18 protein-coding genes and 1 other RNA gene are annotated in these 21,787 nt (G+C 70.0%); 13 read left to right on the top strand and 6 right to left on the bottom strand.

Annotation, left to right across the window (positions count from 1 at the left end; genetic code table 11):
- Positions 1 to 26: 26 nt before the first annotated feature.
- Positions 27 to 1,520: a long-chain-fatty-acid--CoA ligase gene (locus HJG52_RS09370; protein WP_171243344.1), complete on the bottom strand. Its 1,494-nt coding sequence runs from the start codon at positions 1,518 to 1,520 to the stop codon at positions 27 to 29.
- A gap of 213 nt (positions 1,521 to 1,733) precedes the next feature.
- Here HJG52_RS09370 and ligA point away from each other — a divergent pair, with 213 nt between their 5' ends.
- From ligA to HJG52_RS09355, 3 genes are all read left to right on the top strand, one after another.
- Complete coding sequence (ligA, locus tag HJG52_RS09365) at positions 1,734 to 3,881, top strand: NAD-dependent DNA ligase LigA (RefSeq protein WP_346767658.1); 2,148 nt, start codon at positions 1,734 to 1,736, stop codon at positions 3,879 to 3,881.
- Positions 3,882 to 3,921: 40 nt separating this feature from the next.
- Positions 3,922 to 4,383 carry a mycothiol transferase gene (locus HJG52_RS09360; RefSeq protein ID WP_171243343.1) on the top strand — a complete coding sequence of 154 codons (462 nt, stop codon included), beginning with the start codon at positions 3,922 to 3,924 and terminating at the stop codon, positions 4,381 to 4,383.
- Between the two features lie 84 nt (positions 4,384 to 4,467).
- A complete protein-coding gene (locus HJG52_RS09355; RefSeq protein ID WP_171243342.1) occupies positions 4,468 to 5,862 on the top strand; it encodes an alpha/beta hydrolase family protein in 1,395 nt (464 codons plus the stop codon).
- Here the strand turns inward: HJG52_RS09355 and HJG52_RS09350 are convergent.
- On the bottom strand, positions 5,859 to 6,614 hold the full coding sequence (locus HJG52_RS09350) for a FadR/GntR family transcriptional regulator (protein WP_346767657.1): 756 nt from the start codon (positions 6,612 to 6,614) through the stop codon (positions 5,859 to 5,861). The genes HJG52_RS09355 and HJG52_RS09350 overlap by 4 nt on opposite strands.
- Positions 6,615 to 6,772: 158 nt before the next feature.
- On the opposite strand from HJG52_RS09350, the gene HJG52_RS09345 reads away from it, so the two are divergent.
- From HJG52_RS09345 to prfB, 3 genes are all read left to right on the top strand, one after another.
- A complete protein-coding gene (locus HJG52_RS09345) occupies positions 6,773 to 7,303 on the top strand; it encodes a gluconokinase (RefSeq protein WP_206070483.1) in 531 nt (176 codons plus the stop codon).
- Entirely contained in the window at positions 7,300 to 8,709 is a 1,410-nt protein-coding gene (locus HJG52_RS09340; RefSeq protein ID WP_430413340.1) for a GntP family permease, read from the top strand. The genes HJG52_RS09345 and HJG52_RS09340 overlap by 4 nt, the downstream gene beginning before the upstream one ends.
- A 120-nt stretch (positions 8,710 to 8,829) precedes the next feature.
- Positions 8,830 to 9,945 (top strand): peptide chain release factor 2, encoded by a 1,116-nt coding sequence (prfB, locus tag HJG52_RS09335; protein WP_171243341.1) that lies wholly within the window; start codon positions 8,830 to 8,832, stop codon positions 9,943 to 9,945.
- 20 nt (positions 9,946 to 9,965) lie between these two features.
- Here prfB and HJG52_RS09330 read toward each other — a convergent pair whose 3' ends face one another.
- Positions 9,966 to 10,112 (bottom strand): hypothetical protein, encoded by a 147-nt coding sequence (locus HJG52_RS09330; RefSeq protein ID WP_171243340.1) that lies wholly within the window; start codon positions 10,110 to 10,112, stop codon positions 9,966 to 9,968.
- 412 nt (positions 10,113 to 10,524) lie between these two features.
- Here HJG52_RS09330 and ftsE point away from each other — a divergent pair, with 412 nt between their 5' ends.
- The 5 genes from ftsE to HJG52_RS09305 all read left to right on the top strand — a co-directional run bounded on the left by ftsE (position 10,525) and on the right by HJG52_RS09305 (position 16,137).
- Positions 10,525 to 11,214 (top strand): cell division ATP-binding protein FtsE, encoded by a 690-nt coding sequence (gene ftsE / locus HJG52_RS09325; protein ID WP_171243339.1) that lies wholly within the window; start codon positions 10,525 to 10,527, stop codon positions 11,212 to 11,214.
- Positions 11,214 to 12,119 (top strand): permease-like cell division protein FtsX, encoded by a 906-nt coding sequence (gene ftsX / locus HJG52_RS09320; RefSeq protein WP_171243338.1) that lies wholly within the window; start codon positions 11,214 to 11,216, stop codon positions 12,117 to 12,119. Before ftsE ends, ftsX begins: the two co-directional genes overlap by 1 nt.
- A 125-nt stretch (positions 12,120 to 12,244) precedes the next feature.
- Positions 12,245 to 13,627 (top strand): M23 family metallopeptidase, encoded by a 1,383-nt coding sequence (locus HJG52_RS09315; RefSeq protein WP_171243337.1) that lies wholly within the window; start codon positions 12,245 to 12,247, stop codon positions 13,625 to 13,627.
- Between the two features lie 94 nt (positions 13,628 to 13,721).
- Complete coding sequence (gene smpB, locus HJG52_RS09310; protein WP_171243336.1) at positions 13,722 to 14,213, top strand: SsrA-binding protein SmpB; 492 nt, start codon at positions 13,722 to 13,724, stop codon at positions 14,211 to 14,213.
- 4 nt (positions 14,214 to 14,217) lie between these two features.
- Positions 14,218 to 16,137 (top strand): DUF2207 domain-containing protein, encoded by a 1,920-nt coding sequence (locus tag HJG52_RS09305; RefSeq protein WP_206070479.1) that lies wholly within the window; start codon positions 14,218 to 14,220, stop codon positions 16,135 to 16,137.
- Between the two features lie 93 nt (positions 16,138 to 16,230).
- Here the strand turns inward: HJG52_RS09305 and HJG52_RS09300 are convergent, their stop codons facing one another.
- The 3 genes from HJG52_RS09300 to HJG52_RS09290 all read right to left on the bottom strand — a co-directional run bounded on the left by HJG52_RS09300 (position 16,231) and on the right by HJG52_RS09290 (position 20,756).
- Positions 16,231 to 16,404, bottom strand: a complete 174-nt coding sequence (locus HJG52_RS09300; protein ID WP_171243334.1) for a CsbD family protein — start codon at positions 16,402 to 16,404, stop codon at positions 16,231 to 16,233.
- Between the two features lie 134 nt (positions 16,405 to 16,538).
- On the bottom strand, positions 16,539 to 19,931 hold the full coding sequence (locus HJG52_RS09295) for a pyruvate carboxylase (protein WP_171243333.1): 3,393 nt from the start codon (positions 19,929 to 19,931) through the stop codon (positions 16,539 to 16,541).
- Positions 19,932 to 20,144: 213 nt separating this feature from the next.
- Positions 20,145 to 20,756: an NAD(P)-dependent oxidoreductase gene (locus tag HJG52_RS09290; protein WP_171243332.1), complete on the bottom strand. Its 612-nt coding sequence runs from the start codon at positions 20,754 to 20,756 to the stop codon at positions 20,145 to 20,147.
- 97 nt (positions 20,757 to 20,853) lie between these two features.
- Between HJG52_RS09290 and HJG52_RS09285 the strand changes: the two genes are divergently transcribed.
- Positions 20,854 to 21,258, top strand: a complete 405-nt coding sequence (locus HJG52_RS09285; protein ID WP_171243331.1) for a winged helix-turn-helix transcriptional regulator — start codon at positions 20,854 to 20,856, stop codon at positions 21,256 to 21,258.
- A gap of 124 nt (positions 21,259 to 21,382) precedes the next feature.
- Positions 21,383 to 21,750: a transfer-messenger RNA gene (gene ssrA / locus HJG52_RS09280) on the top strand.
- The last annotated feature ends 37 nt before the right edge of the window (positions 21,751 to 21,787 follow it).

Raw genomic sequence — 21,787 nt, 5'->3', positions numbered from 1 at the left:
GTCGGTCTCAGGCACTCGACTCGATGTCAGGGTTTGCTGACCTCACGGCGCAGGATCTTGCCGGTGGCGGTCTTGGGCAGCTCCTCGACCTGCCAGATGTGGCGCGGGTACTTGTAGGCGGCGAGGTTGTCCTTGACGAACTGCTTGATGTCCTCGAGCGAGGCCTTGGCGTCCGGCTTGAGCGCCACGGCGGCGCCGACCTCCTCACCGAGCAGGTCGTCGGGCACCGCGACCACGGCGGCCTCGAGCACGTCTGGGTGCTGGTAGAGCGTCTCCTCGACCTCGCGCGGGTACACGTTCATGCCACCGCGCAGGATCATGTCCTTCTTGCGGTCGACGATCGTGTAGTAGCCGTCCTCGTCGACCGTGGCGAGGTCGCCGGTGCGGAACCAGCCGTCGGGGATGGCCTCGGCGGTGGCTTCCGGGTTCTGCCAGTAGCCCTTCATGACGTTGTCGCCGCGGATCGCGATCTCGCCGACGCCCTCCCCGGCGCCGACGTCCTGGCCGTCGGCACCGACCAGCTTCATCTCGCAGCCGGGGATCGCAACCCCGATCGTGCCGGGCTTGCGCTCGCGGTCGGGCATGTTGAACGACGCGACGGGCGAGGTCTCCGACAGCCCGTAACCCTCGAGGATGATGCAGCCGAACTTGTCCTCGAACGCCTTCTGCACCTCGTGCGGCATCGCCGAGCCGCCCGAGCAGCAGGTGCGCAGCGACGACGCGTCCATGCCGTCGGACTTCGGGTGGTTGAGGATCGCGGCATACATCGTCGGCACGCCCAGCATGATCGTGACGCGCTCCTTCTCGATCACCTCGATGGCCTGCTCGGGGTCGAAGCGCGGGATGAGCGCGAGCGACGCGCCGGCCAGAACGGCCGCGTGCATACCCACGACGAGGCCGAACACGTGGAACAGCGGCAGGCAGCCCATGACGACGTCCTCGGAGGTCGTGTGCTGGATGTCGACCGAGCTGCGCCGGGCGTTGAGGTGGATGTTGGAGTGGGTGAGCTCGGCGCCCTTGGGCCGGCCCGTGGTGCCCGAGGTGTAGAGGATCAGCGCGTCGTCGTCATCGGCCCGCTCGACCGGCTCGACGATGGGGTCGCCCTCGGGCAGCACGCCCTCGACGGGACCCGTCGGGCTGCACTCGACGATCGTGGTGCCGCTGTTCTGGGCGCCCTTGGTTGCCTCGGCGACGAAATCCGGCCACACGAACGCAACCTTCGCCCCGGAGTTGGTGAAGAAGTAGTCGATCTCGCCGGACTTGAGCAGCGGGTTCATCGGCACGACCACGCCGCCCGCGAGCAGGATGCCGTAGAAGACGACCGGGAAGGCCGGGACGTTCGGCAGGATGATCGCGACCCGGTCGCCGGGCTCGATGCCCGCGGCGCGCAGCGAGCCGGCGACCTTCGCCGCGGCGGCGTGCAGCTGCGCGTAGCTCATGCTCTGGCCGTTGATCCGGACCGCGGACTGCTCGGGGTCCTTGGCGGCCGTGGTCGTGAGGTCGGTGGCGATGTTGGTCATCGGGCGCTCCATTGCGTCGTGGGGTCGGGACCAGGCCCTCATACTCTCCGGTAGACCTGTGCTTTGGCTACGGTTCGGCCGCTTCGTGAGTTCCCTGCCGTATGCCGCGTGCCCGCGTCTGCGTGAACGGTTGCCACCGCCACCACACACGTGGGCGGGGGCGCGCGCCGCGGATCCGGCTCTGGAGTCGGTGGGCTGCGGCAGGATGGGGGCGTGACCGACAGCAGCGCCGCCAGCACCACCGCCAGCACCACCGCGAGCCCGATCGAGAGCGATGTCCCCGAGGACGTCCGCCACGAGTGGACCGAGCTGGCCGAGCAGGCGAGCGCGGCCCAGTTCGCCTACCACGTCAAGGACGCCCCGACGATCAGCGACGGCCAGTACGACGCCCTGATCAAGCGGCTGAACCAGATCGAGGACGAGTACCCGCAGCTGCGCACCCCCGAGAGCCCGACCCAGCAGGTGGGTGGCGCGGTGTTCTCGACTGACTTCACCGCGGTCGACCACCTCGAACGGATGCTCTCCCTCGACAACTGCTTCTCGCCCGAGGAGCTCGCCGCCTGGGCGGCGCGCGTCGCGCGCGACGCGAGCACCGCGGCATACCACTATCTGTGCGAGCTGAAGATCGACGGGTTGGCCGTCAACCTGTTGTACGAGAACGGAAAGCTCACGCGCGCACTGACCCGCGGCGACGGCCGCACGGGCGAGGACGTGACCAACAACGTCCGCACGATCGACGGCATACCCCACCAGCTCAAGGGCAAGGGGCACCCAGCCAAGGTCGAGATCAGGGGCGAGGTGTTCTTCCCCGTCGAGGCGTTCGGCGAGCTCAACGCCCAGCTGGTCGCGGCGGGCAAGCCGCCCTATGCCAACCCGCGCAACACCGCCGCGGGATCGTTGCGGCAGAAGGACCCTCGCGTCACCGCCAGCCGCGGGCTGCGGATGCTGGTGCACGGCATCGGCTACCGCGAGGGGCTGGAGCTGACGCGGCAGTCGCAGGCCTACGACCTGTTCAAGGAGTGGGGCCTGCCGGTGTCCACGCACTCCAAGGTCGTTGACACGATCGAGGAGGTGCAGGACTACGTCTCCTACTACGGCGAGCACCGGCACGACGTGGAGCACGAGCTCGACGGCATCGTCATCAAGATCGACGAGGTCGCGGTGCAGCGCCAGCTGGGGTCGACGTCGCGGGCGCCGCGCTGGGCGATCGCGTACAAGTACCCGCCGGAAGAGGTGAACACCAAGCTGCTCGACATCCAGGTGGGCGTCGGGCGCACGGGCCGGGTGACGCCGTTCGGCGTGATGGAGCCGGTCGTGGTCGCCGGCTCGACGGTGGAGCGGGCGACCCTGCACAACGCCGACGAGGTCAAGCGCAAGGGCGTGCTCATCGGCGACACGGTGGTGCTGCGCAAGGCCGGTGACGTGATCCCCGAGATCCTCGGCCCGGTCGTCGACCTGCGTGACGGCAGCGAGCGCGAGTTCGTCATGCCGACCCACTGCCCGTCGTGCAACACCGAACTGCGCCCGGAGAAGGAGGGCGACAAGGACATCCGCTGCCCCAACGCCCGCACCTGCCCGCAGCAGCTGCGCGAGCGGCTCGCCGGGCTCGCGGGGCGCGGTGCGTTCGACATCGAGGCGCTCGGGTGGGAGGGCGCCGGTGCCCTGCTCGAGTCCGGGGTCATCGAGGACGAGAGTGGCCTGTTTGCGTTGGGGGAGAAGGAGATCGCGCAGGTACCGCTGTTCACGCGGGCCGCGAAGAAGACCGACCCCGAGGAGGCTGTGGTCGACGGCCGCGTGCTCTCTGCCAACGGCCGACGGCTCGTCGACAACCTGGCCGCGGCCAAGGAGCAGCCGCTCTGGCGGGTGCTCGTCGCGCTCTCGATCCGGCACGTCGGCCCCACGGCGTCACGCGCCCTCGCGCAGCACTTCGGCTCCATGCAGGCCATCCGCGACGCGTCGCGCGACGAGCTCGCCGGGGTCGAGGGCGTCGGGGGAGTGATCGCCGACGCAGTGCGCGAGTGGTTCGATGGCGGGGGCAACGACTGGCACCGCAACATCGTGCAGCGGTGGGCCGCCGACGGGGTGCGGATGGAGGATGAGCGCGACGAGTCGATCGAGCAGACCCTCGCCGGGCTCACCGTCGTCGTGACCGGATCGCTCGAGGGCTTCTCACGCGACTCGGCCAAGGAGGCCATCCTCGCCCGCGGTGGCAAGGCGTCGAGCTCGGTGTCGAAGAAGACCGACTACGTCGTCGTCGGCCAGAACGCCGGCTCCAAGGAGGACAAGGCGCGCGAGCTCGGCCGCCCCATCCTCGACGAGGCTGCCTTCGTGCGCCTCCTCGAGACCGGCTCCGCCGACTGACGCAGTGTGGCCTGACGGTGCGGTCTCGTAGTCTCGCTCCGTGATCGACAAGGACACCTACCTCCGGTTCTGCGACGAGGCGCTGGTCGCCATGCGCGACACCGTCACCGACCTCGGCGACGGTCTCGCCGACCGTCGCCCGGACCTGCCCGGAGCCAACAGCCCGTACGCGATCCTGACCCACTGCCTCGGCGTGTGCGCCTACTGGGGCTCGACCGTCAACCTCGGCCGCGAGGTCCCGCGCGACCGCGATGCCGAGTTCAGCGCGACCGGTCCGGTCGCGGACCTCGCCGCCGCAACTGACCGCTTGCGCGCGGACTTCGCCGGGTGGGTGGGCGAGGCAGACGCGGGTATGCCGCCGGCGAACCCTCCGCGGGGCCGTCACCACCACGACACCTACGCCACGCAGGGTGAGGTACTCCTGCACGTCTACGAGGAGCTCGCCCAGCACCGCGGCCAGGTCGAGATCACCCGCGACGTGCTGCGCGCGCAGGCGTCCTGACCTGCAAAGACGCACACGCGGCATACCTTGTTTGTGTGCCGCACCCACATTGGTCGGCGCGCCCGCGAGGCGAACCATGACCCCATGCGCCCGACAACGACGTCCCGCCACCGCCTCGCCGCCGTCCTGGCCACTGCTGCGCTCGCCGCCACCGGCGCCCTCGCGACTGCCGGGCCTGCCAGCGCCGACAAGCCCGGGGGCAGCCACTGCGCCCGCGAGTCGAAGGTGCGCGTGCCGGGCGCCGAGATGCAGAAGACCGCGTGCCTCGCCGACCTCACGACCGCGGGCACGGTCGCGTCGGGGCACACGAACCCGGCCGACTACGCCGGGCTGCACGCGGCAGGCACGGTCAACCCCAGCGGCGTGCCGGGCATCCAGGTCGACGGCTACTTCCCGGACACCTCGACCGGCAACACCAACAACGGATGGAAGCACGACAGCCAGTTCGTCATCCGCATCCCCGACAACTGGAACGGCGGGCTCGTCGTCAGCGGCGCCCCCGGCAACCGCGCGCAGTACGCCAACGACTTCATCATCAGCGACCACGTCCTGGCGCAGGGGTACGCGTTCGCCTCGACCGACAAGGGCAACGTCGGGCTCAACTTCTGGGACGACGGCTCGGCGCCCGGCGGTTCGGTGGCGGAGTGGAACACCCGCGTCACCGAGCTGACCATCGCCGCCAAACGCGTCGTCAAGCAGGTGCGCGCCAAGGCGCCGAGCCAGACCTACATGGCCGGAATCTCCAACGGCGGCTACCTCGTGCGCTGGCAGCTGGAGAACCGCCCCGACCTCTACGACGGCGGGCTCGACTGGGAGGGCACGCTCTTCCGCGCGGACGGCCCGAACCTGCTCACCTATCTGCCCACGGCCCTGAAGAACTACCCCGCGTATGCCGCGACCGGCGACCCTGCGGCGCACGACGCGATGATCGCGGCGGGTTTCGCGCCCGGGTCGGAGTTCCTGTGGCCGTTCCACTACCAGGTGTACTGGGACCTCACGCAGCGCATCTACCGCGAGGAGTTCGACCCGACCTACGACGGTGACCTGAAGGCGGGAATCCCCTACTGCGCCAGTGGAACCCCGAACTGCGACGCCGACTACGACTACGCCTCGCGGCCCCAGTCGGTGAAGGACGCCGTCGCCCGGGTGCAGCTCACCGGCAACATCGGCAAGCCGCTCATCACCGTGCAGGGGTCGCTCGACACCCTGTTGCCGCCACGCACCGACAGCGACGTCTACGACCGGCTGATCGACGACGCCGGCAAGGGCACCCTGCACCGCTACTACACGTTCGAGGGCGGCACCCACACCGACGGCCTCTACGCGCTGTTCCCCGACAAGCTGCGGCCGCTGTTGCCTTGTGCCCGTGCGGGATTCGACACGCTGACCGCCTGGGTGGAGCAGGGCGCGACACCACCCGCCGACCGCACCTACCCGCGGCCGACGAGCGGTGACCTCGTCAACACCTGCGGGGTCTAGCCCGCGTCGTCGGTCGCCTGCTTGGCGGCGCGGACCGCGTCGCTCGCCTCGTCGATGATCTCGGTCATCTTGCGGTGGGCGGTGGCGGCGTCGCCCTCGCCGATTGCGTTGGCCACGTCGGAGTGCAGCCGGATCGCGGCCGGGTTGGGGGAGTGCGGCATGAGGTCGTGGTGAGTGCGGCCGGCGAGCACCTCGTCGACCACGGTCGAGAGCGCCCCGAGCATCTCGTTGCCCGAGGCCCGCAGCATCGTGGCGTGGAACTCCTGGTCCGCGCGCAGGTAGGCCTCGAGGTCGCCGGCCTTGGCGTGCACCGTCATCTCCATGACGGCCGCCGCCATGGCGCGGCACTGGTCGGGGGTCGCGCGCTGGGCGGCCAGCTCGGCCGCCACCGGCTCGAACCCGCGCCGCAGCTCACCGAGTGATACCAGCTGGTCCTCGCGGCCCGGTCCGGCGAGCCGCCAGCGGATCACGCGCGGGTCGAAGAGGTTCCACTGCTCGCGGGGCCGCACCCGCACCCCGAGCCGGCGCCGCGTCTCCACCAGCCCCATCGAGTCGAGCACCCGCACGGCCTCACGCACGACCGAGCGGGAGACGCCGAACCGCGCGTCGAGCTGGTCGATGCGCAACACGTCGCCGGGTGCCACGGTGCCCGACACGATCTCCTGGCCGAGGGCGTCGAGCACGCCGGCGTGCAGTGGCCCATGGGAGAGGGCATCGGTGGGTATGCCGTCGGAGCCGGCCTCGGTGCGCACGGCACCACCCTGCCAGACCAGTCTTGACGCCGTCACCCGTTCTTTAAAACCGAGTTATTTGCTCAGAAGTCTTGATAAGGCGGTTCTAGAGTGGCACAGTGGGCGCGGCGGCCCGAGGACGAGCCGCCCACGCCGAGCCGGACGAAGGAGTCCCGCGGATGAGCCCGAACAGCACAGCACCACCCCTGGTCGTCGTCATGGGAGTCTCCGGCTCCGGCAAGACCACCGTCGGGGCAGCTCTGGCCCAGCGGCTGCGCGTCCCGTTCGCCGACGCCGACGACTTCCACCCGGCGGCCAACATCGCCAAGATGTCCGCCGGCATACCACTCGACGACGACGACCGGCGACCCTGGCTCGAGGCGATCGCCGCCTGGCTCCTCGCGCACGACCCCACGGGCGGCGTGGCCAGCTGCTCGGCCCTCAAGCGGTCCTACCGCGACATTCTGCGGACCGGCTCGACGCGCACCTTCTTCCTGCACCTCCACGGTGAGCGTGACGTCCTCGCCCGACGCGTCGCCGCCCGGCCGGCGCACTTCATGCCCGCCGCCCTCATCGACAGCCAGTTCGCCACCCTCGAGCCCCTCGAGGACGACGAGCTCGGAGCGGTCCTCGATGTCTCCCTCCCGGTCGACGAGCTCGTCGACCGTGCCCTCGCCCTGCTCGCTCGCACAGAAAGCACTCCCTCGTGACCACCGACCTCTTCTCCGCCCTGCACCAGTGGGCCGGCGCTGACACCCCCGAGGTGCCGGACATCCCCGCAGCCCGGCTCATCCCGGCTGCCCTGCTCGGCATCGCCGTGATCGTCGTGCTCATCACGAAGTTCAAGTTCCACCCGTTCCTCGGGCTGACCCTCGGGTCGCTGACCGTGGGGGCCGTGGCCGGAGTGGAGATGGCAGCCGTCGTCGACTCGTTCACCAAGGGCTTCGGCTCGACCGCAGCGGGCGTCGGCACCCTGATCGCACTCGGAGCGATGTTCGGCAAGCTGCTCGCCGACTCCGGCGGCGCCGACGAGATCGTCGACACCATCGTCGGGCGCTCGTCCGCACGGACCCTGCCGTGGGCGATGGCCGGAGTGGGTGCCCTCATCGGCCTGCCGATGTTCTTCGAGATCGGCCTCGTGCTGCTGATGCCGGTGATCTTCCTCGTGGCACGGCGCTCGGGGCTGTCTATCGTCAAGGTCGGCATCCCGGCCCTTGCCGGTCTCTCGGCGATGCACGGCCTGGTGCCGCCGCACCCGGGACCGCTGGTCGCCATCGACGCGCTCAAGGCCAACCTCGGCCTCACCCTCGCGCTCGGTGTACTCGTGGCCATCCCGACGGTCGCCGTCTCCGGGCCGCTGTTCGCGCGCTTTGCCGGTCGCTGGGTCGACGTGCCGCCGCCCGCCCTCTTCGAGACGAGCGAGGACACCACGGGTGAGGAGCGGGCCAAGCGCCCCAGCTTCGGCACCACGCTCTTCGCGGTGCTGACGCCGGTCGTCCTGATGATGGGCAAGGCGCTCGCCGACATCTTCCTCGCCGAGGGCCACGTCCTGCGGTCCGCGCTCGACTTCCTCGGCACGCCGCTCATCGCGCTGCTCATCGCGGTCCTCGTCGGAATGGCCACCCTCGGCCGGGGTGCCGGCATGGACCTCAAGGCGCAGGCGAAGTCGCTCGAGTCCTCGCTCGGCCCGATCGCGGGCATCATCCTCATCGTCGCCGCCGGTGGTGGTTTCAAGCAGACCCTCGTCGACACCGGCATCGGCAACCTCGTCGCCGACTGGGTGCAGAACAGCGGCATCTCGGTGCTCCTGCTCGCCTGGGTCGTGGCCGTCCTCATCCGGCTCGCGACGGGGTCCGCCACCGTCGCCACGGTCACCGCCTCCGGCATCCTCGCCCCGCTCGCCAGCGGCATGGCGCCGGCCGAGGTGTCCCTGCTGGTCCTGGCGATCGGCGCAGGGTCGGTGTTCTTCTCCCACGTCAACGACGCCGGGTTCTGGCTCGTCAAGGAGTACTTCGGCCTGTCCGTCGGCCAGACCATCAAGTCGTGGTCGCTCATGGAGACCGTGCTGTCAGTGTCCGGCCTGGTCTTCGTCCTCATCCTCGGCCTGGTCGTCTAGCCCCTGGCGCCTGCGAGTCTTCGGAAGAACACCTCCACTGGAACGTCGGAGTTCTTCCGAAGACTCGCATCCGGGCCACGCGGCATACCCATGTCTGGGGGTGGCCTAGGCTTGACCCTCGTGGCAACGGACTTCACCCAGGAGATCAAGGACCTGCGCAGCACCATGGACTCGGTGCGCGAGGTGACCGACCTAGAGGCACTGCAGGCGCAGATCAAGGACCTCGAGGGCAAGTCCGCCGCGCCCGACCTCTGGGACGACCCCGAGGCGGCGCAGCAGGTGACGTCGGCGCTGTCGCGGGCCAACGCCGAGTACGAGCGCGTCACCGGCATGGACGCCCGCATCGACGACCTCGAGGTCCTCGTCGAGATGGGCACCGAAGACGGAGGCGACGCGGCCACGATGGCCGAGGCCGAGACCGAGCTGGCGGCCGTGAAGAAGGCCGTCGCCGAGCTCGAGGTCCGGACGCTGCTGTCGGGGGAGTACGACGAGCGCGAGGCCGTCGTGACGATCCGCGCCGGTGCCGGTGGCGTGGATGCCGCCGACTTCGCCGAGATGCTCATGCGGATGTACCTGCGCTGGGCTGAACGGCACGGCTACCCGACCAAGGTCATGGACACGTCCTACGCCGAGGAGGCGGGGCTGAAGTCGGCGACCTTCGAGGTCAACGTGCCGTACGCGTTCGGCAACCTGTCGGTCGAGGGTGGCACGCACCGGCTGGTGCGGATCAGCCCGTTCGACAACCAGGGGCGGCGCCAGACGAGCTTCGCCGCGGTCGAGGTGATCCCGCTCATCGAGAGCACCGACTCGATCGAGATCCCCGAGAACGAGATCAAGGTCGACGTCTTCCGGTCCTCCGGTCCCGGCGGGCAGTCGGTCAACACCACCGACTCGGCGGTGCGGATGACGCACATCCCGACCGGCATCGTGGTGTCGATGCAGAACGAGAAGAGCCAGATCCAGAACCGCGCCGCCGCGCTGCGTGTCCTCCAGTCGCGGCTGCTGCTGCAGAAGCAGGCCGAGGAGGCCGCCGCCAAGAAGGAGATGGCCGGCGACGTCAAGGCCAGCTGGGGTGACCAGATGCGGTCCTACGTCCTGCAGCCGTACCAGATGGTCAAGGATCTGCGGACCGAGTTCGAGGTGGGCAACCCGGCCGCGGTCTTCGACGGTGACATCGACGGCTTCATCGAGGCGGGCGTCCGCTGGCGCAAGGAGCAGGAGAAGGCGGAGGCCTGACCAGGTAGCGGTCGGACCGGTCAGATCCCAGCAGGCAGGGTCTTGGCCTTTTGGGTCAGGTCCGAGCGCATCTTCTTGATGCGCTGGATACTCGCCGCCGTTGCGGTCTTGTTGTGGCGCGTGCCCGAGGGCGCGGTCGCGTCCGCCTTAGCGCGGGGTTCCTTCATCGTCGCCCTCCTCCATTTCCGTCTCGATGCTGGCGAGCAGCAGGTCCAACATCGCGGGCGGCTGCTTGGTCGTACTCGATACGAGCGCGGATCCCGCGGTAGGCCAGTGCTGCCGCACCCAACGCGGCGACGCCTCCGAAGCCGGAAGAGGTGAGGAACGCTCCCGCTGAGAGTCGGAGCAGCTCCCAGTCCACGAAATCTCCTCACTGTCGCGTGACGCGAGCGTAGCCTCGGCCGGTGACAGCCGTTGACGTGATGGTCTGGTGAGCGCGCTGGGCCCGCAACGCCGAGGACCGGCGGCTGCGCGGCATACCAAGGTTGCGCACCTATCCTCGGGACGTCGCGTGGGCACCGCCACGCGCGACGAGGTATGCCGTCCCGTCACCTAGCCCGTAAGGCTCACCCCCCGCGCATGATCCGGTTCGAGAACGTCAGCAAGGTCTATCCCCGGTCGAACAGACCGGCCCTTTCGGACATCAGCCTCGACGTCGAGCGGGGCGAGTTCGTCTTCGTCGTCGGCGCCTCGGGCTCGGGCAAGTCGACTCTCCTGCGGCTGGTGCTCAAGGAGGAGAACGTCACCCAGGGCACGGTCCTCGTGGCGGGACAGGACGTCGGGCGGCTGCCGCAGCGCAAGGTGCCGCGGCTGCGGCGCGAGATCGGCACGGTGTTCCAGGACTTCCGGCTGCTGCCGAACAAGACGGTCCACCAGAACGTCGCGTTCGCGCTGCAGGTGCTCGGGCGCTCGCGGCACGCGATCCGCCAGGTGGTGCCCGAGACCTTGGAGATGGTCGGCCTCGAGGGCAAGGAGAAGCGGCTGCCGCACGAGCTGTCCGGTGGTGAGCAGCAGCGCGTGGCGATCGCCCGGGCGTTCGTCAACAAGCCGCCGATCCTGTTGTGCGACGAGCCGACCGGAAACCTCGACCCCACCACGAGCCTCGACATCGTGCGCCTGCTCGACCGCATCAACCGCACGGGCACGACGATCGTCATGGCGACCCACGACGACGACATCGTCGACCAGCTCCGCAAGCGGGTGGTCGAGCTCGACAACGGTCACGTGGTGCGTGATGAGAACAAGGGTGTCTACGGGGGTGGTCGCTGATGCGTCTGCAGTTCATGCTCAGCGAGATCTGGATCGGCTTGCGCCGCAACGCCTCCATCGCTGTCTCGGTGATGCTCGTGACGATGGTGTCGGTCTACCTCATGGGGATCGCGTTCCTCGCCCAGAGCCAGGTCGACACCCTCAAGGGCTACTGGTACGACCGCATCCAGGTCTCGATCTTCATGTGCGGCAAGAACTCCCCGGAGCCGAACTGCGCCGGCAAGGCCGTCACGGCGGAGCAGCGGGACGCGCTCAAGACCCAGCTGGAGTCGATGAAGCCGCTGGTCAAGAACGTCTACTACGAGACCGAGCAGCAGGCCTACGACCGGTTCAAGGACCAGTACCGCAACTCCTCGCTGTCGGACTACCTCGAGCTCGGTGACATCCCGCAGAGCTTCCGCGTGCAGTTGTCGGACCCGCAGAAGTACGACGTCATCGCCTCCGCCTTCGAGGGTGCGCCGGGCGTGGGCCAGGTGCAGGACCAGCAGAAGACGCTGGAGAAGCTGTTCTCGATCATCCGGGTCGTCACGTGGGGGTCGTTGTTCCTGGCGGCACTCATGGTGCTGTGTTCGGTGCTGCTGATGGCCACGACGATCAGACAGGCGGCGTTCAGCAGACGCCGCGAGACCGGGATCATGAAGCTCGTCGGGGCCTCGAACTTCACCATCCGCCTGCCGTTCGTGCTCGAGACCGTCCTGGCGGCCCTCGCCGGAACCGGGCTCGCGGTGGCTGGGCTGTGGGCGACGACGCACTTCCTCACGCCCAAGATCGCGATCGTGCTGCCCGATGCGCCGCTCGTGGGGCAGAGCGACATCTGGTACGTCGCGCCGTGGCTGGCGGTGTTCATGCTGGTCATCGCCGTGTTGACCAGCTGGCTGACCCTGCGCCGCTACCTGCGCGTCTGACCGGAGCCGCCCGCACCACCGCCGTCCCACCCGGCACGACTTCCGTTGTGCCGCTGGCAGATTCACAGGTTCCTGGGCCGCAACCTCCCCCGATGCGCGTGTGGTTTGTGTTACCAATGTGACTCATGAGCGGCTTCCCCCCGAGTTCGCGCGTCCCGCGACGCCTGCGCGTGTCCGCCTTTGGCCTGGCCGCGGCGTGCACGGTGGGTCTGGCCGCACCAGCGGTGGCAGCGGTCGCCGCCACCCCGGCCCGGCCCGCGACCGTCGCCAACGCTCCGGTCGCCAATGTCGCCAAGCTCCCCGGCGCCGACGACCCGGACAAGGCCAAGAAGAAGGTCGACCAGCAGATCCAGGACCTCAAGGACGAGCTCGAGGACACCTCGGCCGACCTGAAGAACGCCTACGTCGCGCTGCGCAAGACCCAGGCCGCGCTGCCCGGGGCCCAGGCGAACCTCGACAAGGCGCAGGCCGCGGTGGCCAAGGCCGACGCCTACAACGACGAGATGGCGATCAAGCTCCAGGTCGCGCAGGCCAACGAGGCCAAGGCGGTCGACGAGCTCGCCAGCGCCAAGAAGGACGCGGTCGACAGCCGCAACCGGGTGGCCCAGTTCGCCTCCCAGCTCTACCAGGACCAGGGGATGGGCCAGCTGTCGGTCGCCCTCAACGCGACCACCCCCGACGACTTCGCGAGCCGGATGGCCATGAACGACACCGTCATGGACGTCCAGCAGCAGACGCTCTCCAAGCTGGCGACGGCCCAGGCCGCGGCCACCGCCCAGGAAGCCCACATCCGCGCCCTGCGCCAGCAGGTGGCCGACGCCAAGAAGGCGGCCGAGGTCGCGCTCGCCTCGGCGCAGACCGCGCGCACCAAGGCGGCGGCCGCCAAAGCCAAGCTCGACCAGCTGGCCGCCCAGCAGACCGCCCAGTCCAAGGCGCTGGAGGACAAGAAGGCCGCCGAGAAGCGCAAGCTCGACACCGCCCAGAAGGAGCAGGCCCGGCTCCAGGCGGTCCTCAAGGAGCGCGCCCGCAAGGCCAAGCTGGCCGCGGCCCGGGCCGCAGTTGCCGCCCGCAAGGCCGGCAAGCCGGCTCCGCGCCCGCAGTCGGCGCCGAGCAGTGGCGGGTTCCTCTCCTTCCCGGTCAACGCACCGGTGTCGTCCGAGTTCGGCATGCGGTTCCACCCGATCCTGCACTACTGGCGCCTGCACGCCGGCCGCGACTTCGCTGCCAACTGCGGCACCCCGATCCGCGCGGCCGCGAGCGGCACGATCATCTCCGCCGGCTGGGCCGGTGGCTACGGCAACCGCATCGAGATCGACCACGGCATCGTGCGCGGCGTCAACCTCGTCACCGCCTACAACCACATGTCGGGGTATGCCGTCCGCGGCGGCAAGGTCTCCCGCGGCCAGGTCATCGGGTACGTCGGCACGACGGGCTCGTCGACGGGCTGCCACCTGCACTTCGAGACCTACGAGGACGGCGTGCCGAAGGACCCGCGTCGCTGGATGTGAGCGCCAGCGACGGAGGCGCGCGCGAGGTGACCACGCGGCATACCGGACCAAAACCCGGTGCGGTCAACGCGCCGACGACCGGTAGCGTTGGCCCGTGAGCAAGCAGGGCAAGGGCGCGAAGGATGCGAAGGACGGCCGCAAGGTCGTCGCGAGCAACCGCAAGGCGCGCCACGACTACCTCATCGAGGACACCTACGAGGCCGGCCTCGTGCTGATGGGCACCGAGGTGAAGTCGTTGCGCCAGGGGCGCGCCTCGCTCGTCGACGGGTATGCCGCGTGGCGCGGTGACGAGCTGTGGCTCGAGGGCGTGCACATCCCCGAGTACGTCGAGGGCACGTGGACCAACCACACGCCGCGTCGGCGCCGCAAGCTGCTGCTGCATCGCGACGAGCTCGCCAAGATCGCCCGCAAGTCCAGCGAGACCGGGCACACGATCGTGCCGTTGTCGTTGTACTTCAAGGAAGGTCGCGCCAAGGTCGAGATCGCGATTGCGAAGGGCAAGCGCCAGTACGACAAGCGGCAGGCCCTGCGTGAGCGCCAGGACCGGCGCGACACCGAGCGCGCGCTGCACTCGCGGGGGCGCTGAGCCGATGCTGGTTGGGGGACGACGACGCCGGTATGCCGCGGGGGCACTCCTCGGTCTGCTCCTCCTGCTGCTCCTGCCGGGCGTTGCGACGGCGGCGCCGTCCGATGACTCCGCGGCTGCCTACGACGTCGTCTACAAGGTCAACACCGACGGCTCGGTCGACGTCACCGAGAACATCACCTGGCACTTCCCGGCCGGTGAGCAGCGGCACGGCATCGAGCGCTACGTCGGCATCCGCACCGGCTGGCAGGACAGTGCCGACACCTACCGGCAGTACACGCTGAGCGACGTGACGGCCAGCTCGCCGAGCGGTGCGCCCGCAGAGACGAGTGTGTCCGACGATGGTGGGGCGATCGCGAAGATTCGAGTCGGCGACCCGAACGAGACGGTCAGCGGCACGCAGAAGTACGTCGTGAGCTACCGAATCGCCAATGTCGTCAACGGTTTCGAGGACCACGCGGAGTTCTACTGGAACACCCTCATGTCGTCGAACAACTTCCGCTACGAGAACGTCACCGCGTCGGTGACCGGCCCGACCGGCCCGATCGACCGGGCCGTCTGCTACCGCGGGGAGCTCGGCTCCGACACCCGCTGCGACGCCAAGCCCGGGCCGACCGCGACGTTCTCGGCGGGCACCGTCCAGCCGGGGGAGGGCGTCACCGTCCTGGCCTCGATGCCGATCACGGGGTTCGGCACGCTTCAGCCCGAGCTGCACCAGGGAGCGGTCTCGGACGACGGCAGCGTCATGACCCAGACGGGCTCACGTGCGCTCGGCGCGCTGGCGCTCGGCACCGGAATCACGTTGCCCTTGCTGGCCGCTGGGCTCATGGGCGTGCTCGTCTACACCCGCGGCCGTGACGAGCAGTACGCCGGTATCACGCCGGGGCTCACCCCCGGCACGGGGCAGGAGACCCGGATCGTGCGCGGGTCCGCCCCCACCGTCGCTGTGCAGTTCGCCCCGCCCGAGGGTGTCACGCCCGGCCTGGTCGGCACGCTCATCGACGAGACGGCCAACACGATCGACGTCGCGGCGACGCTGGTCGACCTGGCCGCGCGCGGCTACCTCACCATCGCGGAGGTCGGCGGCAGGGGCTTCCTGTCCGGGAAGGACTGGGAGCTGACCCGCACCCAGCCGACCGCCCAGCAGGCGGCGATCCCGTTGCGGCCGTACGAGCAGGTGCTCCTTGACGGCGTGTTCGCCTCCGGGCCGGGCCCGGTCGCGTTGTCCAGCCTGAAGAACAAGTTCAAGCCGACCCTCACCAGCGTCCAGAACCTGCTCTACGACGAGGTGGTCACCCGCGGGTGGTTCCGCCGCTCACCCCAGTCCCAGCGCGCGACGTGGTTCGGCCTGGGCTTCACGCTGGTCGTGCTCGGCGTCATCTCGCTGGTGTGGCTCCACGGGTTCCTCTCGGACATCGCCTCCGGTGCAGGGCTGCCCTTCTCGCCGTCGTTCGCGTTGTCCTTCGGGCTGATCCTCGCGGGCGGCATCGTCATGTTCCTCGGCCGCAAGATGGCCGCCCGCACCGCCGATGGCAGCGCCGTCCTCGCCCAGGCCGAGGGGTTCAAGCAGTACCTCGTCACCGCCGAGGCCTCCCAGATCAAGTGGGAGGAGGCACAGGACATCTTCAGCCGCTACCTGCCCTATGCCATCGTGTTCGGCGTGGCCTCGCAGTGGGCGGCGACGTTCCAGAAGGTCGCGGAGGCCGCGGCCGCTGCCGGCCACAACGTCATGCTGCCCATCTGGTACGTCGGCAGTGGCGACTTCGGCTCGTTCGGCGGCATCGCCAGCTCGATGGACTCGTTCGCGACGACGGCCGGGGGCACGTTCACCAGCACGCCGGGTGGGTCGGGCTCGTCCGGGTTCTCCGGTGGCGGCGGATTCTCCGGCGGGGGCGGCGGCGGAGGTGGCGGCGGCTCCTGGTGACCGCCGCCGCTTCGTCGGGCCCGTCGGCCCACCGCCCCAGACGCAGGTATGCCGCCCGCTCGGGTGAGCGGACGGCATACCGGAGCGTCGGTCTCAGCGCTTGAAGGCGTCCTTGACCTTCTCGCCGGCCTGCTTGGCGTCGGCCTTCGACTGGTCGGTGCGACCCTCGGCCTCGAGGCGCTCGTTGTCGGTGGTCTTGCCGGTGGCTTCCTTGATCTTGCCCTCGGCCTGCTCCGCAGCGTTCTTCAGCTTGTCGCCCATGCCCATGGCGTGCTCCTTCGGTGCATTTCTCGGTTGCAGAAAACACGAGCCGCTTCTTGACCCCTGTCCCTCGACCGTAACCCGAAACCGGCAAACGCGCAGGTCAAAAGGGGTGGGCCGGGCAAAATTGCAGGAAACTCTCAGGCAATGACAACCAGCAGGTCGCCGCCCTCGACCTGCTGCTGCGACCCGATGGCGAGGCGCGTGACGGTGCCCGCGACGGGTGCGGTGATGTTCGCCTCCATCTTCATCGCCTCGATTGTGGCGACGACGTCTCCGACCGCGACGGTGGCGCCCTCCTCGACCGCCAGGCTGACGACGCCGGCGAACGGCGCGGCCACCTGGCCCTTCTCCTTGGGGTCGGCCTTCTCGGCTGCCTTGACGTCGACCGAGACCGACTCGTCGCGCACCTGCACGGGCCGCAGCTGCCCACCCATCGTGAACATGACGGTGCGCATGCCGCGCTCGTCGGCGTCGGAGACCGACTGGAGGCCGATGAGCAGCCGCTTGCCGGGCTCGAGGTCGATCTCGTGCTCGTCGCCGACGCCGACACCGTGGAGGAACTCGCGGGTGCCGAGCACCCCGAGGTCTGAGTAGGCGTCGCGGGAGCGCTCGAACGTCTCGGTCGGCCCGGGGAACAGCAGCCGGTTGAGGGTGCGGCGGGGCTCGGTGCGCAGCGCCTCGCGGTCGTCGTCGCTCAGCTCGGTCACGCGCGGCTTGGGCGCGCGGCCCTCGAGCGCCTTGGTGCGGAACGGCTCGGGCCACCCGCCGGGTGGGTCGCCGAGCTCGCCGGACAGGAAGCCGATGACCGAGTCCGGGATGTCGTATGCCGTGGGGTTGGCCTCGAAGTCGTCCGGGTCGGCCTTGGCGCCGACCAGGGCGAGGGCGAGGTCGCCGACCACCTTGCTGCTGGGCGTCACCTTGACGATGTTGCCGAGGATGCGGTTGGCCGCGGCGTACATGTCCTCGATGGCCTCGAAGTGGTCACCGAGGCCGAGGGCGATCGCCTGCTGGCGCAGGTTGGACAGCTGCCCGCCGGGGATCTCGTGGGTGTAGACGCGGCCCGTGGGCGCGGGCAGACCCGACTCGAACGGGCCGTAGAGGGCACGCACCGCCTCCCAGTAGGGCTCGAGGTCATTGACGGCGGTGAGGTCGAGGCCGGTGGCCCGGTCGGTGCCGTCGGTGGCGGCGACGAGGCTCGACATCGGCGGCTGGCTGGTCGTGCCCGCCATCGCGGCGTTGGCGGTGTCGACGGCGTCGACGCCCGCGTCGATCGCGGCGAGGAGGGTGCCGAGCTGGCCTCCGGCGGTGTCGTGGGTGTGCAGGTGGACCGGCTGGTCGAACCGCTCGCGCAGCGCCGTCACGAGGGTGCGCGCGGCGGGTGCGCGCAGCAGGCCGGCCATGTCCTTGATGGCGATGACGTGGGCGCCGGCGTCGACGATCTGCTCGGCGAGCCGCAGGTAGTAGTCGAGGGTGTAGAGCTTCTCGTCGGGGCTGGTGAGGTCGCCGGTGTAGCAGAGCGCGACCTCGGCGACGGCGGTGCCGGTGGAGCGGACGGCGTCGATGGCCGGGCGCATCTGGTCGATGTCGTTGAGGGCGTCGAAGATGCGGAAGATGTCGATGCCCGTCGCGGCCGCCTCGGTGACGAAGGCGTCGGTGACCTCGGTGGGGTAGGGGGTGTAGCCGACGGTGTTGCGGCCGCGCAGCAGCATCTGGATCGGCAGGCCCGGCATGGCCTGGCGCAGCCGGGTCAGCCGCTCCCACGGGTCCTCGGAGAGGAACCGCAGCGCCACGTCGTAGGTCGCGCCTCCCCACGCCTCGACCGACAGCAGCTGCGGTGTCATGCGGGCGACGTAGGGCGCGACGGCGAGCAGGTCGCGGGTGCGCACCCGAGTGGCGAGCAGCGACTGGTGGGCGTCGCGGAAGGTCGTGTCGGTGACGCCGACCGCGGTCTGCTCGCGCAGCTCGCGGGCGAAGGCGTCCGGGCCGAGCCGCAGCAGGCGGTCACGGGCGCCGGGCGGGGGCGGCGTCGAGAGGTCGATGGCTGGGAGCTTGGCGCGCGGCGAGACCGTGGTGCGGGCCGGGCCGTGCGGCTGGTTGACCGTGACGTCGGCGAGGTAGGTGAGCAGCTTCGTGCCACGGTCGGCCGGGGTGCGTGCGGTGCGCAGGTAGGGGCGCTCGTCGATGAAGGCCGTGCTGAGGCGGCCGGCCTGGAAGTCGGGCTCCTCGAGCAGAGCCTGGAGGAACGGGATGTTGGTCGAGACGCCGCGGATGCGGAACTCGGCGAGGGCCCGGCGGGCGCGGCGGACGGCAGTGGGGAAGTCGCGTCCGCGGCAGGTGAGCTTGACCAGCATCGAGTCGAAGTGGGCGCCGATCTCGGCGCCGACGAAGACGGTGCCGCCGTCGAGCCGCACCCCCGCGCCACCGGCCGAGCGGTAGGTCGTGACCCGGCCGGTGTCGGGTCGGAACTCGTTGGCCGGGTCTTCGGTGGTGATGCGGCACTGGAGCGCGGCGCCACGGATCCTCAGGTCCTCCTGGCGCAGCCCGAGGTCCTCGAGGGTCTCGCCGGAGGCGATCCGCAGCTGGCTCGAGACGAGGTCGACGTCGGTGATCTCCTCGGTGACCGTGTGCTCGACCTGGATGCGGGGGTTCATCTCGATGAAGACGTAGCGGCCGTCCGGCGCGAGAAGGAACTCGACGGTGCCGGCGTTGACGTAGCCGATCTCCCGGGCGAACGCGACGGCGTGGTTGCACATCGCCTCGCGCAGCTCCGGGTCGAGGTTCGGGGCGGGGGCGATCTCGACGACCTTCTGGTGCCGCCGCTGCACCGAGCAGTCGCGCTCGAAGAGGTGGATCACACCGCCGTCGGCGCCCTCGCCGGTGCCGTCGCTGAGCACCTGCACCTCGATGTGCCGCGGGCTGACGACCGCCTCCTCGAGGAACACGGTCGGGTCGCCGAAGGCCGACTCGGCCTCGCGCATGCACGCCTCGATCGACTCGCGCAGGTCCTCCGCGCGCTCGACCCGGCGCATGCCGCGCCCGCCGCCGCCGGCGACGGCCTTGACGAAGACGGGAAAGCCGATCCCCTCGGCCGCGGTCACGAGGGCGTCGACGTCCGTGCTCGGCTCCGCGCCCTTGAGCGTCGGCAGCCCGGCGCGGCGGGCGGCGGCGATGGCGCGCGCCTTGTTGCCGGTCAGGTGCAGCACGTCTGCGGGTGGCCCGACGAAGGTGATCCCGGCGTCGGCGCAGGCCTGGGCCAGGTCGGGGTTCTCGGAGAGGAAGCCGTAGCCCGGGTAGACGGCGTCCGCGCCGGCCTCCCGCGCGACCCGCACGATCTCCTGCGGGTCGAGGTAGGCCCGGACCGGGTGGCCCTCCTCGCCGATCTGGTACGCCTCGTCGGCCTTGAGCACGTGCTCGGACTTGCGGTCCTCGTACGGGAAGACGGCCACCGTCTTGGCGCCCAGCTCGGTGGCGGCGCGGAAGGCGCGGACGGCGATCTCACCACGGTTGGCGACCAGGACCTTGCTGAACACGGGACCTCCAGGGCGTGGCCGCGGTGGCGGCCGGTGGTGGACGGGCAGCGTCCCGACCAGCGTAATGAGATCCCGGTGGTTGAGACACCGCGCCCGCCATCCGGACGCCCCAGCTTTTCCGCGTCATGCGGGAAAATGAGCTTCGCTCGCCTCACCAGGGCGAGCGAAGCTCAACCTTCAGGTGCGAAGTACCCCCGGCTCGCACCGCCTCGGTCAGTTCGCCGCGGTGAAGCGGGCGCGGCGGTGGGCCGGCTGCTCCAGCTCGTCGACGAGTGCGACGGCGTAGTCCTCGGCGCTGATGCGGTCCCCGGCCGGGGTGTCCAGGCTCGTGCGGTAGGTGCCCGTGCGCTCGCCCGGTGCGATCTCGGGTGCGGGGGACAGGAAGGTCCAGTCGACCGACTCGGGCGCGGCCCGGAACGCGTCGAGCGCCGCGGCGCCGCTGCGCGCCTCGGGCAGGTATGCCGCGGGGAAACCCTCGGTGTCGAGCAGCCGGGTGCCGTCGGGCGTGAGCAGCGAGCCCGCGCCGCCGACGAAGGCGACCCGGGTGGAGCCGACCTGGTCGATGAGGGTCTGCACGGCGTCGAGCCAGTCCTGGTGCGATCCGCCGGTGCGGCTGGGGCCGGTGGCCGAGACGACCACGTCGTGGTCGGCAGCTGCAGCCTTGACGCTGGCGCCGTCGGCGAGGTCACCGGTGGCGGGGGTGACGCCTTCCGGCACCGCTGCGCCGCTGCGGGTGTAGCCAGTGACCTCGTGACCGCGGGACAGGGCCTCGCGGGCGATGCGCGAACCGATCATGCCGCTGGCGCCGAACAGGGCGATCTTCATGGGGAGTCTCCTTGGGACTTGCGGTGGGTGGGGTCTGGATGACGTCGCCGACAGTAACCGTTGGTTACCGAGTACTTCAACGTGCTATAAGTACCTCATGGTTACCAAGCAGGCTGCGCCCGAGCCGGCGCTGGCACCGGACCTGGCGCGTGGCAACGCCTTCGACCCCGAGTGCCCCACCCGCGTCGTGCTCGACCGGCTGGGCGACAAATGGACGGTGCTCGTGATCGGCGCCCTCGCCGACGGTCCGCTCCGGTTCACCGAGCTGCGGGCGCGCATCGGAGCCGTCGCGCCGAAGGTGCTCACCCAGACCCTGCGGGCCCTCGAGCGCGACGGCCTGCTCACCCGCACCGTGCACGCGCAGGTGCCGCCGCGGGTCGACTACGAGATCACCCCGCTCGGCCGCTCGCTCAGCGCACCCCTCGCCGTCCTGACCGACTGGGCCGAAGAACACGTCGGCCAGATCATGGCCTCCCGCGAGGAGTACGCCCCCGAGCAGTGAGTCCGCGCCGGGGCGGGCCGACGACGGGAGGCGAGCACGCGGCATACGAAATGATTGGGGGCCTGTCCGCGTTGGACGGTAGGCTGATGTGAACAAGTGAACAGCGTGTGGGTGAGCCCCCCATGGGGGTGATCGGTTTCGACATTGGTCGGTTTTCCAGGGGAAGCGGGTCGAGGATGCACGGTCATCTCGTCAACGCTCCGTGCAAAACAACAGGTGCCAACTCCAAGCGCACCGACTTCGCCCTCGCCGCCTGAGCGAGCCTCGAAGTCCGTCAGCCTGAGCTAGTTCTCGACTCAGTGCCTGGCGTCAGCTAGGGAACTTGCTGCGTCACCCTTGTCGGGGGGTGGCGCGGGACTCCAATCCGACTGGGCCTGTCAGGGAACGTGCTCGTGCGAGCCCTGGGGCCGAGAAAATCCTCAGCGAGCTGCACCCGGAGAAGCCCTGGTTTCCCGTCAGTGGACGCGGGTTCGATTCCCGCCACCTCCACCACTCATGGCGCTCGCCCACACGACAGACGCAGGCCCGG

This window comes from Knoellia koreensis, from assembly GCF_013041615.1.
Lineage (GTDB): Bacteria > Actinomycetota > Actinomycetes > Actinomycetales > Dermatophilaceae > Pedococcus > Pedococcus koreensis.
The sequence above is the reverse complement of the archived record's forward strand: the minus strand, read 5'-3'. Positions and strand labels throughout refer to the sequence as shown.